The organism is Pigmentiphaga humi (genome assembly GCF_900606115.1).
Lineage (GTDB): Bacteria > Pseudomonadota > Gammaproteobacteria > Burkholderiales > Burkholderiaceae_B > Pigmentiphaga > Pigmentiphaga humi.
Window position 1 is genome coordinate 199,091 of the sequence record NZ_UWPJ01000015.1, and the last position, 12,955, is coordinate 212,045.

Sequence of the window (12,955 nt, forward strand, 5' to 3'; positions counted from 1 at the left end):
CCGTGGGCGGCGCGTCCTGCCTTAGGCCATCTGGCTGATGGTCTTGCGAAAGCGCGCCAGCGATACGGCGAACAGCGCTCCTCCGATCACGGCCAGCCAGAGGAATTGCGGCCAGACCACGGCCAGGCCGGCCCCCCGGTAGAGTATGCCTTGCGCCAGCTCGACGAAATGGGTGGTGGGCGCCAGCAGCATGACGTCCTGCACGATCCCCGGCATGCTTTCGCGCGGCGTGGACCCGCCCGACAGCATCTGCAGGGGCAGCAGCACCAGGACCATCAGCATGCCGAACTGCGGCATGGAGCGGGCCACCGTCGCCATGAAAATCCCCATCGAGGTCGTGGCGAACAGATTCAGCGCCGCCCCCAGCAGGAACAAGGGGATCGAGCCTTCTATCGGCACGTCCAGCGCCCCCTTCACGACCGCCATGAGCGAAAACGCCACGGCCGCGAGCACGACCAGCCCCATCGACCATATCTTGGCGATCATGATCTCGCCCGGCGTCACCGGCATGACGAGCAGGTGCTCGATGGTGCCGTGCTCGCGCTCGCGTATCAGCGCGGCGCCGGCCAGGATGATGGACAGCATGGTGACGTTGTTGATGATCTGCATCAGCGCGCCGAACCATGTCTGCGCCAGGGTCGGGTTGAAGCGCGCGCGCAGCGCGAGGTCCACCGGCGGCGCCTGGGCGCTGCGCGTGCGCTGCCGGAACTCGCGCACCTCGGCGGCGACGATCTGCTGGATGTAGCCGCTCCCGGCGAAGGCCTGGGTCATGCGCGTGGCGTCGACGTTGAGCTGGACCTCGGCGCCGCGGTCGGCCAGCACGTCGCGCTGGAAGCCGGGCGGGATATTCACGACGAAGGTGTAGAGGCCGTCGTCCATCCCCGCGTCGGCCTCGGCAGGCGTGACCATCCGGGGCGTCGTGAAGTGCGGCGGATAGAAAGCCGACGCGATCCGGGCGGACAGCGGCGAGACGTCCTCGTCGATGATGGCGATCGGCGCCATGTGCAGGGTCTCGGGCTGCGCCGTCGCCGCGGTGTAGACCGACACCGAGAACGTATAGACGATCAGGAACAGCATGATCGGATCCCGCGCCAGGCTCCACAGCTCCTTGACGCCCAGCCGGTAGATGTTCGCCAGGTGCGCCATATCAGTTCTGCTTCCTCAGCAGCGCCACGGTCAGGCCGAGCACCACCGGCACCGCCACCAGCATGGGCCAGAGCGCTCCGTGCAGGTCGCCCAGTTCGAGCGCCTTGTTGAACACGCCGCGGCTGATCAGGAGCATGTAGGTGGCCGGATAGATTTCGCCGATGAAGCGGGCGCTGCCCTCCATCGAGGAGACAGGCGTCAACAGGCCGGAAAACTGCACGGCCGGGATCAGCGTGGCCAGCATGGCGAAGAACATCGCGGCGATCTGGCTCCGGGTGAAAGCGGAGGCCAGCAGCCCGAAGCCGGTGGAAATGACGTTGAACACCAGCGCCGCCAGGAACAGCGCCAGGAAACTGCCCTTGAGCGGGACGCCGAACAGCGTCACGGCCAGCAGCGTCATCAACAGGAAATTCAGCATGGCCAGCGCCACGTAGGGAATCTGCTTGCCCAGCAGGAACTCGCTGCGCGTCACCGGGGTGACGTACAGGTTGATGATGGAGCCCAGTTCCTTTTCACGCACGACCGACAGCGCGGTCAGCATGGCCGGCAGCATCATCAGCAGCAGCGGGATCACCGCCGGCACCATGGCGGGCATGCTCTTGACGTCCGGGTTGTAGCGAAAGCGCGTCTGCACGTCCACGCCGCCGGCCGCGCCATGGCGCGCGCGCGACTGCTCGAGCAGCCAGCTCTGGTGCATGCCTTGCACGTAGCCCTGGACCGTCTCGGCGCGCGAAGGCATCGCGCCGTCTATCCAGGCACCGATCTCCACCTGCGCGCCGCGCGCCACGTCGCGCGCGAAACCGGAGGGAATCTCGATGGCCAGCGACAGCTTGCCGCTGCGCAGGCGGCGCTCCATGTCCTCATAGTCGGCCAGCGGCGCCTGCTCGGTGAAATAGCGCGAGCCGGCGATGTTCAGCGCGTAGTTCCGGCTCAAGGTGGTCTGGTCGCGATCGAGCACTGCATAGCTCAGGTCTTCGACGTCCATGCTGATGCCATAGCCCATCACCAGCATCAACACCAGCGAACCGGCCAGCGCCAGCGTGGCGCGCACCGGGTCGCGCCGCAGCTCCAGCATCTCGCGCCACAGGTAGCTGAGCATGCGCCGCGCGCTGAAGAACCGGGTATGGGCCGGCGCGTCGGATTCGGGATGCACGGGCGGCGCGGCGAGTGCCGGCTCGCGGTCGCGCTCCGAGCCGCTCGCCTCTTCCAGGTAGGCGATAAAGGCCTCCTCCAGCGTATGGGCGCCATGGTGCGCGGCAATCGCGGCCGGCGTATCGCTGACCAGCACCTTGCCGGCGTGCATCAGCGAGATGCGATCGCAGCGCTCGGCCTCGTTCATGAAGTGCGTGGAGACGAAGATGGTCACCCGGTCGCGCCGCGACAGCTCGATCAACAGGCGCCAGAAATTGTCCCGCGCCACCGGATCCACGCCGGAGGTAGGTTCGTCCAGGATCAGCAGCTCGGGCCGGTGCACCATCGCCACCGCCAGCGACAGCCTCTGCCGCACGCCCAGCGGCAGGTTCTCGGGCAAGTCGTCGAGTTCGTTCTCCAGGCCGAAGCGCGCGACCATATCGCGCACGCGCGCCTCGATCCCGCCTTCCGGCACATGGAACAGCCGCGCATGCAGCACCAGGTTCTGCCGCACCGTCAGTTCGCCATAGAGCGAGAACGCCTGCGACATATAGCCTACGCGATGGCGCGTGGCCATGTCGCGCGGATCGATTTCATGGCCGAACAGCCAGGCTTTCCCTTCCGTGGCGGGCAGCAGGCCGGTGAGCATCTTCATCGTGGTCGACTTGCCGCAGCCGTTGGAGCCGAGAAAGCCGAAAATCTCGCCGCGCCGGATGCGGAAGCTCACTTGGTCCACGGCGACGAAATCGCCGAAGCGCATGGTCAGGCCGCTCGCCTCGATGGCGATGTCGTCTTCGCCGCCATCCTCGAGCGGGGCGATCTCGACCGGTGCATGGCCGCGCTTGCGCGATTCCGGCAGCAAGGCGATGAAAGCCGCCTCCAGATTGTCGGTGCCCGTGCGCGCGAACAGCTCGGCCGGCGTCCCGGTGGTGAGCACCTTGCCGCCATCCATGGCGACCAGCCAGTCGAAGCGCTGGGCCTCGTCCATGTAGGCAGTGGCCACCAGCACGCTCATGTGCGGCCGCTGCTTGCGCAATGCCCCGATCAGGCCCCAGAACTGGGCGCGCGCCAGCGGATCCACGCCGGTGGTCGGCTCGTCCAGGATGAGCAGGTCGGGATCGTGGATCAGCGCGCAGCACAGGCCGAGTTTCTGCTTCATGCCGCCCGACAGCTTGCCGGCCGGCCTGGCCAGGAAGCCGTTCAGCCCGGTGGCCTCGGTCAATTCGTCGATGCGGCGACGGCGCTCGGCGGCATCGTGGCCGAACAGGCGGCCGAAGAATTGCAGGTTTTCTTCTACCGACAGCGTTGCATAGAGATTCCTGCCCAGCCCCTGCGGCATGTAGGCGATGCGCGGGCAGATGGCGTCGCGGTGGCGCTTGGCGCGCATGTCCCCGCCCATCACTTCCACCCCCCCCTGCTGCACCGCGCGCGCGCCCGACACCAGCGACAGCAGGCTGGATTTGCCCACGCCGTCGGGGCCGATCAGCCCCACCATGCAGCCCGCCGGCAGATCGAGGCCGATGTCGTCCAGCGCCAGCGTCTTGCCGTAGCTCAGCTTCACGCCGGCAAGGCGCGCCACCGCGGCAGGTGCCTGCGCCTCGGTCATGCAGGCACCTTGGGAGCCAATTGCGGCGGCCATTCGGCCTGCCGGTCGGTCTTGACCCAGGCCACGCCCGGCAGGCCGGTCTTGACCAGCTGCAGGTGCTTCAAGAGCAGTTCGCGGTCGATCTGCGCGCGCACGCGGAACATCAGCTTCTGCCGCTCGCTGGCGGTCTCGACCGTTTTTGGCGTGAACTGCGCCGTGCTGGACACGAACGATATCCGGGCCGGAATGACGAACTGCGGCGCGGCGTCCAGGACGATGCGCGCCTCGCTGCCCAGGGCCAGGCGCCCAGCCGCCGACTCGGGCAGGAAGAAAGTCATGTAGACGTCCGACAGGTCCACCAGGTTCAGGACCTTGCCCCCCGCTCCCAGCACCTCGCCGGGCTGCGCGACGCGGTACTGGACGCGGCCGTCGCGCGGCGAGACGAGCTGGCTGTCGTGGATGTCCGCGTCGATGCGGGCGATCGTGGCCTGGGCCGCCTCCACCGTGGAGCGCGCCCCCACGACCTGCGCCTCGGCGGCTTCGACCGCGGCCCGGGCGGCCGCCACCTGGGCCTTTGCCGCGCCGACGGCCGCGCGGGCGCTGCTGACCCGGGCGCGATCGTCGTCCAGTTCCTGTGCCGACGAAGCGCCCTCGCGCGACAGGGTTTCGGAACGCGCCAGCCGCCGCTGCGCCGCATCCAGCTCGCTCTCGCGCTGCGCCACCACGGCCTGCGCCGCGGCGACGTCGCTGCGGCGCACCGTCACCTGGGCCTGCGCGGCGGCAACGGCGTTGACGGCCTGCCGATGCCGCGCGCTCGCCTCGTCGCGCTGCGCCTCCAGGGTCTGGATCTGCATATGGCCCAGCGGCTGGCCCGCGCGGATGAAATCGCCCTCGCGCACCAGGATGTCCTGCACCCGGCCAGGAAGATTGGTCGCCACGTCGATCTCGACCGCTTCAATGCGGCCGTTGCCGCTGGCGAATCCCTCTCCCGGCCCGTCGTCCCGCAGCGACTGCCAGCCATACCAGCCGGCCGCGGCAAGCGCCGCCACCACGGCGGCGGCGGGAATCAGCTTCTTGGTCGACAAACTCATCATCATGCGCCTTGGTTCAAGGATGGGAGGAAACGGCGGGCGCGCCGCCCTCCGGAGCCTTCGTGCCGCCGCCCAGCGCGGCGTAGAGGCTGACGCCGGCGGCCAGCAGCGCGCGCCGCGCCTGCACCAGCTGCTGCTCGACGGTCAATTGTTCGCGCTGGGCGTCCAGCACTTCGAGGAAAGCCGCCGCGCCGTTGTCGTAGCGCAGCTTGGCCAGGCGCGCGCGCTCGGTCTGGGCCGCCTGCATGTGCGTCAGCACCGACACCTGCTCGGCCAGCCAGCGGCGCGCCGCCAGCGCATCGAGCACGTCGCGGAATGCGGATTGGATGGTTTTCTCGTACTGGGCCACCGATTGTTCGCGGCGCACTTCGGCCAGGTCCAGGCTGGCGCGCCGCGCGCCGCCATCGAAAATCGGCAGCGACAGGCTGGGCGCGAAGCTCCAGGCCAGGCTGCCCGATTCGAACAGCCCGCCCAGCGAGGCGCTCGCGGTGCCCAGCGCGCCGGTCAGGGCCACGCGCGGAAAGAACGCGGCGCGGGCGGCGCCGATGTTGGCGGAGGCGGCCTTGAGCTGGTGTTCGGCAGCGATGATGTCGGGACGGTTCTCGAGCAGGTCGGAAGGCAGCCCCGGGCTGAGTTCCTTGAGCACGTCTGTATCGCCCGGCCGGGTAGCGGCGGGCGCGAGCTGCGGCTGGGCGCCGAGCAGCAGTTCGAGCGCATGCCCCTGCGCCGCCCGTTCCTGTTCGAGCTGCGCGACCAGGGTACGCGCCTGCTCCCACAGCACTTCCACCTGGATGAGATCGAGCCGGGAGGTCGCGCCCACTTCCACGCGGCGGCGGAATATCCGCAGCGATTCGCTGCGGCTGCCAAGCGTCTGCCCGGCCAGCGCAATGCGTTCGTCGAGTTCGCGGATCGCCAGGTAGGTCTGCGCCACCTGGGTAATCAGGCCCAGCGCCACCGCGCGATGCGCAGCCTCCGAAGCCAGGAAGGTTTCCAGCGCCGCATCGCGCAAGCTGGCCACGCGCCCCCAGAAATCGAGTTCCCATGCGCTGGCGCCCAGGCCGACCTGGTATTGGCTGGCGATGGCCGTGCGCCCGCTCAGATTGAGGTCGCCGGGCACGCGGGCGCGCGAGCCGTCCGCCGACACGCCCACTGTGGGATACAGGCCCGCCCGCTGGATCCGATAGGCCGCGCGGGCCTCCTCGATGCGCAAGGCGGCCAGCCGCAGGTCGCGGTTGCTCTGCAAAGCCTGGCCGATGAGGGCGCGCAACTGAGGATCGACGAAATAATCGTTCCATCCGACCGCAGCGGCGGCCACGCCCTCTTCCGGCGCCGCCTGCCCCCAGGCGTCAGGCACCGGCAAAGGCGGACGCTGGTGCGGGGGCGCCATCGAGGCGCATCCGGCCAGCAACGCCGCCATCGCCAGTTGCGCCGCCCGCCGGCCCGCGCGCGGGAGCGGCCCCGGGTGTGAGCCCGCCGCGCCCGCGCATGCCCGCGCACTCCGCATGAATGCCTGGATCATCCGCTTGTGCATTCCATTCGATGTCAGCCTTTCATCGTAGGCCAAAGTCATCGAAGAAACCTTGATGCAGCGCAAAAAACAATGCCCCCACGCTTGCCGCTGCGCGGCGTCGCTGCCACCCGAGGGGGCGCCTTTGCCTTGGAGCGGCCCGGCGGCAAAAAAACAGGCCGCCCGGTCTACCCGGACGGCCTGTCTGCGTTGCCCGCGCCGTTCCCGGCGGGTCGGCGGCAACCTGCGTTCAGTCGCTTTTGCCCTTTCTGACCCAGGCCTCGAGCTGGTACGGCCGGATGCTGTCGTAGTCTTCGAAAGGCTGGTGGATCCAGGGGTTGGTGGGCAGCGTCTGCACGTAGTAGTCGGGCACGACCTTGGAATGCCCCTTGAACCACAATACGGCCGTGCGCATTTCCTTGATCGCGCCGAACTGGCTGCGCAGGTGCTGGTGCACCTTGTCGAAGGTCACGCCGGTATCGACCATGTCGTCGACCATGAGCACGTTGCCTTCCAGCGTGCCGCGCGTGATCGTGATGAACTGGGCGATGTCCAGGCGGCCCTGCTCGGTGCCCGCCGCCTCGCGGTAGCTGCTGGTGGCCAGGATGCCCAGGGGCACGTCGAAGATGCGCGACAGCACGTCGCCCACGCGCATGCCGCCGCGCGCCAGGCAGAGGATCTGGTCGAACTTCCATCCCGACTGATGGACTTGCAGCGCCAGCTGCTCGATCAGTTGATGGTAGCGTTCCCAGCTGAACCAGACGTCTTTCTCGGTGTCTTGCTGCATGACGATGTCAGGCCTTGAACGGATGGCGCAACACGATGGTTTCGGTGCGGTCCGGGCCGGTCGAGACCAGGTCGATCGGCACGCCGCACACCTCGGACATCCGCTCCAGGTAGCGGCGGGCGTTGACGGGCAGTTTATCGTACTCGGTCACGCCCACGGTGGACTCGCTCCAGCCGGGCATTTCTTCCAGTACGGGCTCGCTGCTGGCCACCGCCGCCGCGCCGTAGGGCAGCACGTCGCGGAACTCGCCGTTGACGCGGTAGCCCACGCCCAGCTTGATGGTTTCCAGGCCGTCCAGCACGTCGAGCTTGGTGATGCACAGGCCGGAGATGCCGTTCAGGCGGATCGAGCGCTTGAGCGCCGCGCCGTCGAACCAGCCGCAGCGGCGCGGGCGCCCCGTGACCGAGCCGAATTCCTTGCCGACCGAGGCCAGGCGGGCGCCGATCTCGTCGTCGAGTTCGGTCGGGAACGGGCCGGAGCCGACGCGGGTCGCGTAGGCCTTGGTGATGCCCAGCACGTATTCGAGCTTCTGCGGGCCGACGCCGGCGCCGGCCGAGGCCGCCCCCGCCACGCAGTTGCTGCTGGTGACGTAGGGATACGTGCCATGGTCGACGTCGAGCAGCGCGCCCTGCGCGCCTTCGAACAGCAGCTTGCCGCCGGCGGCCGAAGCCAGGTACAGGGCATTGGAGACATCCGCCACCATGGGCTGGAGCACGGGCGCCAGCGCCATGGCCTGGTCGCGCACCTGCGCGGCGTCGACCGCTTGCGCGCCCAGGTACTGGGTCAGCACGAAGTTGTGATAGTCGAGCGCCTCTTCGAGCTTGGCGTCGAAGGTGGCCGGATCGTACAGGTCCTGCACGCGGATCGCGCGGCGGGCGACCTTGTCTTCATAGGCGGGACCGATGCCGCGGCCGGTGGTGCCGATCTTGCCCGCGCCCTTGCGGGCTTCGCGCGCCTGGTCCACGGCCACGTGGTAGGGCAGGATCAGCGGGCAGGCTTCCGAGACGCGCAGGCGCGCGCGCACTTCGACGCCGGCGGCCTCGAGTTCCTCGATCTCGCGCAGCAGCGCCTCGGGCGACAGCACCACGCCGTTGCCGATGTAGCAGGTCAGGCCGGGGTGCATGATGCCCGAGGGGATCAGGCGCAGGATGGTCTTCTTGCCTGCGATCCACAGGGTGTGGCCGGCATTGTGTCCGCCCTGGAAACGCACCACGCCCTGCGCGGATTCCGCCAGCCAGTCGACGATCTTGCCTTTGCCTTCGTCACCCCACTGGGTGCCGATAACCACGACGTTGTTAGCCATGTTGATTCTGTTTCTCTACTAGGTCCGCCCGCGACGGGCTTCAGTTTGCGGTGGATGAGGGAGGCGTGGCGGCCATCTCGGCGCCAGCCAGCTGTTCGACCTGCCAGATGCCATCGCGCAGCACCAGTTCGCGATCGCAGACGAATTCCTGCTGATCGTGCTCGTGCCCTGGCAAGATCTGTACGACGATCTGGCCGTCGGCGCGCAGCTTGCGCACCGCTTCGACCAGGGTGGGATCCAGGCCCCACGGCGCGCGCACGGCGGCGCTCGCGGTGGCCGGAGCGAGCAGCCCGGCCAGCTCGCGCAGGTCCAGGCTGAAACCGGTGGCCGGCCGCGCGCGACCGAACACGCGGCCGATGTCGTCGTAGCGGCCGCCGCGCACGACGGCATTGGGCCAGCCGCCGCAATAGACGGCGAACACCACGCCGGTGTGGTAGTGGAAGCTGCCCACGTCGGCCAGGTCCACGCCGATTTCGATGCCGGGCAGCGCGCGGGCCAGCGCGGCCAGCATATCCAGCGCCTCGCGGATCTTCGGCAGGGCCGGCAGCGCCTCGCGCGCGCGGTCCAGCACGTCGAGGTCGCCATACAGCGCGGGCAGCGCCTGCAGGGCCTGCGCGGTGGCGGGTGCAAGCTCCGCGGACAGCGCGGCCAGGCCGGGCACGTCCTTGTCGCGCAGCAGGCCGAAAATCTCGTCGGCGCGCGCGGCGGCGAGCGGATCGGCCTCCAGCACCGCCCGCACCACGCCCAGGTGGCTCAGGTCGATGCGGCAATCGGCCACGCCCGCCCTGCGCACGCTTTCGAGCGCCAGCTGGACGGCCTCGATGTCGGCCTCGGGGCCGGCATGGCCGTAGAGCTCGGCGCCGATCTGCAGCGGCTCGCGGGTGGCCCAGAGGCCGCGCGGACGCGTGTGCAGCACGTTGCCGCAATAGCACAGCCGCGTCATGCCGGCGCGATTGAGCAGGTGCGCATCGATGCGCGTGACCTGCGGCGTCATGTCGGCGCGAACCCCCAGAGAGCGGCCGGACATCTGGTCCACCAGCTTGAAGGTGTGCAGATCCATGTCCTCGCCGCTGGCCGACAGCAGCGAATCGAGATACTCCACCAGCGGCGGCATGACCAATTCATAGCCGTAGGTGCGGTACAGGTCCAGCAACAAGCGGCGCAATTCTTCGATGCGCCTGGCCTCGGCCGGCAGGATATCTGCCAGGCTTTCGGGCAGCAGCCATTTGCCCATGCGGGATTCTCGCAATGTTCCGGTAAAAAACGATGGACGAAAAAAAAGCGGCTGCGGGTGCACACGGTGCAAGCCCATCAACCGCTTCTTCCAAGCTTGGTGGCCGCCCCTGCGAAGCACCGTTTTGGTGCAAGGCAGATTTTGGACGTGCCTCTTGGCTTACACGACATTGTCTACTCGAACGTCCACAAAATCAAGTCGCAGGGGCGGTTCCGGCCATTGTTCACTTTCTTCTATGACCCGATCCAAATGTTTTGCTTACATATGCTCGCGCAGTGCATTTAAATAAGGCCGCAACGCGGGACGCCCCGGCGCCCGATTGGCGGGCATCGATCGGGATCACGGCCCGCCCCACCAGAATCACAATGCCGGAGACGACCTTGGCTCAACCCCACGCCGCCCCTCAATCAGACACGCCTGCCCCCGACCTCGACGCCTTCCGCCTCAGGCGCTTCCTGGAGTCGCTCGACGATGCCTCCCTGCAACGCCAGGCGGAAGCCCCGCTGAGCGACGTGGCAGCCATCCTGGAAAGCAGCCCGAAGGCGGTCTGGATCGACCACCCCGGTGGCGGCCAGACCTCGCTGTGCGGCAACGTGGCCGGCAGCCGCGAACGGCTGGCGCGCGCTTTCCAGACCACGACCACCGACCTGCCCAACGAAGTGTCGCGCCGGCTGCGCAACGCACCGCGCTTCGTCGAGATATCCGCGCAGGACGCCCCCTGCCAGCAAGTCGTGCTGCAGGGCGACGAGTGCGACCTCACCGCCCTGCCCGTGCACCTGCAGCACGGCCTGGACGGCGCCCCCTACCTGTCGGCCGGCATCGATTTCGTCAAGGATCCCGATACCGGCTGGACCAACGTCGGCGTGCGGCGCCTGATGCTGCGCGGCCGCCGCACCGCCGGCATCGACCTGGTCGCCCCGTCCGACCTGCGCGCCATCTATCTGAAGCAGTCCGGCAAGGGCCAGCGCGTGCCGATCGCCTTCGCGATCGGCACCCACCCGATCGACCACATCGCCGCGACCATGCGCATCCCGGGCGATGAGCTCGGCCTGTTGTCCAGCCTGCGCGGCGCGGCGCTGCCCGTGGTCAAGTGCGTGACCAACGATCTGATGGTCCCCGCCGACGCGGAATTCATCCTCGAGGGCTACCTGGACGAGGCCGGCCACGTCGAGCCCGAGGGCCCGTATGGCGAGTTCCTGGGCTACTACGGCGTGGTCAAGAAGAATCCCATCTTCCACATTACCGCCATTACGCACCGGCACGACGCGGTGTTCCAGACCGCCAGCATCAGCGGCCCCAACATGGCCTGGACGGATACCGCGCAGTTGAACGCGCTGCGCACCGAAGTCACGCTCTGGCGCGCGCTCGAAACCGCCGTGCGCGAAGTCCGCGGCGTCTATGCGGCGCCGGCCAACGGCGGCATGTTCAACGTCCGCATCGCCCTGCAGCAGCGCGTGCCGGGCGAAGCCCGCAACGCCATTGCGGCGGTATTCGGTTCCCTGTCCAACGTCAAGCACGTCTTCGTGGTCGACCCGGACATCGATATCTTCTCGGACACCCAGATGGACTGGGCGCTGGGCACCCGCTTCCAGGCCGATCGCGACCTGGTGGTCCAGACCGGCATGCGCGCCATGCCGCTGGATCCCTCCCTGCAGGGCGCGCGCCAGGGCGCCAAGGCCGGCTTCGACCTGACGCTGCCCCTGCTCGCACCGGGCGAAGTCCGCCCGCTGGACTACCGCGTACCGGCTGCGCCGCGCTACGAAGGGCGCCGTTTCGAGTCGCTCGAGGCGGCGCTGGAAGACGGCCCGAAGTACTTCGAAGAACTGATGTCCGCCATCGGCAGCCGCGACGGCCGCGAAATCGTGCGCTGGCTGGAGGATACCCAGCCCTCGCGCCCGGTGACGCGCGACGACGAAGGCCGCTACCTGTTCCGCTGAACCCGTTCCACCGCCCCAACCATGACAATGGAGCCCCCGGCACGCCCGGGCCAGCTCCCATAGGAGACACGCAATGCCTCAACGCACATCCCGACACTTCCACCCGAGCCGCCGCACGGCGCTGGGCCTGGCCCTGGCCGCGCTGGCAATCACCGGCTCGCAAGGCGCATACGCCCAGGATGCCGCGAACTTCCCGAACAAGCCCATCAAGATCGTCTCGCCCCACGGCCCCGGTGGGCTGGGCGACACCTTCGCCCGCTATATCGGCCAGCAGCTTTCGGCCGCCGTCGGCCAGCCGGTGATCGTCGAGAACCGTCCCGGCGCCAGCCAGACCATTGCGGCCGAGAGCGTGGCCAAGTCAGCGCCGGATGGCTACACGCTGCTCATCGCCACCCAGAGCGCCATGGTGTTCAACCCGGTGCTGCGCAAGAAATTGCCCTACGACCCGCTGAATGATTTCACCCCGATCACGATGCTGTTCGACACGCCCACCTACCTGGTCGTGAACAAGGACGTGCCGGTGAAGACGGTGGCCGAGCTGATCAAGCTGGCCAAGGCCTCGCCCGGAAAGCTGACCTACGCCTCGCTGGGCCCGGGCAGTTCGCACCACCTGCTGAGCGAAATGTTCAAGAAGCAGGCCGGCGTGGACATCCTGCACATCCCCTACAAGAGCAGCGCGGGCGCCAGCACCGACCTCATCGCCGGACAGGTGAACATGATGTTCGAAGGCGGCGCCTCTTCCCTGCCCCACGTCAAGGCGGGCAAGCTGACGGCACTGGCATCCTCCGGCGAAAAGCGCACCGAAATCATGCCGGACCTGCCCACGGTGAGCGAAACGCTGCCTGGTTTCGCCGCCAACGTCTGGTTCGGACTGTCCGGCCCGGCCGGCATGCCCGACGCCATCGCCGACAAGCTCAACCGCGAAGTCGTGAAGATCCTCAAGGAAAAGGCCACCCACGACAAATTCGTGGATCTCGGCGTGGAATTGCTGCCGACCACGAGGAAGGAAATGGCCGAGCGCATCGCCAAGGAAATCCCTCACTACCGTACGGTGGCGCAGGACGCAGGCATCCAGCCCGAGTAATCGACGAAGCCAGGGCCGGATTATCGGCCTATACAAAAAATGCGCCCCCTGGTGAACTGACCCCAAGAAGTTGGACAGTTAAAAGCTAAGCGGCGAAGGCCTGAGTTCGGTACTGCACCGGGCTCAGGCCTTTTAGCTTGAGCTTGATGC

The 12,955-nt window shown here is 68.1% G+C and carries 9 protein-coding genes; 2 read left to right on the plus strand and 7 right to left on the minus strand.

From position 1 onward, the window contains the following. Positions 1-21: 21 nt before the first annotated feature. From PIGHUM_RS09125 to PIGHUM_RS09155, 7 genes are all read right to left on the minus strand, one after another. On the minus strand, positions 22-1,146 hold the full coding sequence (locus PIGHUM_RS09125) for an ABC transporter permease (RefSeq protein WP_124079255.1): 1,125 nt from the start codon (positions 1,144-1,146) through the stop codon (positions 22-24). 1 nt (position 1,147) lies between these two features. Then, on the minus strand, positions 1,148-3,883 hold the full coding sequence (rbbA, locus tag PIGHUM_RS09130; protein ID WP_124079256.1) for a ribosome-associated ATPase/putative transporter RbbA: 2,736 nt from the start codon (positions 3,881-3,883) through the stop codon (positions 1,148-1,150). After that, the gene (locus PIGHUM_RS09135; protein ID WP_124079281.1) at positions 3,880-4,953 is read right to left on the minus strand and encodes an HlyD family secretion protein; all 1,074 of its coding nucleotides are present in this window, start codon (positions 4,951-4,953) and stop codon (positions 3,880-3,882) included. The genes rbbA and PIGHUM_RS09135 overlap by 4 nt, the downstream gene beginning before the upstream one ends. Before the next feature lie 16 nt (positions 4,954-4,969). Next, positions 4,970-6,370 carry an efflux transporter outer membrane subunit gene (locus tag PIGHUM_RS09140; protein ID WP_246013051.1) on the minus strand — a complete coding sequence of 467 codons (1,401 nt, stop codon included), beginning with the start codon at positions 6,368-6,370 and terminating at the stop codon, positions 4,970-4,972. 340 nt (positions 6,371-6,710) lie between these two features. Then, on the minus strand, positions 6,711-7,247 hold the full coding sequence (locus tag PIGHUM_RS09145) for a phosphoribosyltransferase (protein WP_124079257.1): 537 nt from the start codon (positions 7,245-7,247) through the stop codon (positions 6,711-6,713). Between the two features lie 7 nt (positions 7,248-7,254). Beyond that, positions 7,255-8,550 (minus strand): adenylosuccinate synthase, encoded by a 1,296-nt coding sequence (locus tag PIGHUM_RS09150; protein ID WP_124079258.1) that lies wholly within the window; start codon positions 8,548-8,550, stop codon positions 7,255-7,257. 40 nt (positions 8,551-8,590) lie between these two features. Next, on the minus strand, positions 8,591-9,784 hold the full coding sequence (locus PIGHUM_RS09155; protein WP_124079259.1) for an ATP phosphoribosyltransferase regulatory subunit: 1,194 nt from the start codon (positions 9,782-9,784) through the stop codon (positions 8,591-8,593). A gap of 380 nt (positions 9,785-10,164) precedes the next feature. Here PIGHUM_RS09155 and PIGHUM_RS09160 point away from each other — a divergent pair, with 380 nt between their 5' ends. Then, a complete protein-coding gene (locus PIGHUM_RS09160; protein WP_246013052.1) occupies positions 10,165-11,721 on the plus strand; it encodes a UbiD family decarboxylase in 1,557 nt (518 codons plus the stop codon). A gap of 73 nt (positions 11,722-11,794) precedes the next feature. Beyond that, positions 11,795-12,805, plus strand: a complete 1,011-nt coding sequence (locus tag PIGHUM_RS09165; protein ID WP_124079261.1) for a Bug family tripartite tricarboxylate transporter substrate binding protein — start codon at positions 11,795-11,797, stop codon at positions 12,803-12,805. Positions 12,806-12,955: the final 150 nt, after the last annotated feature.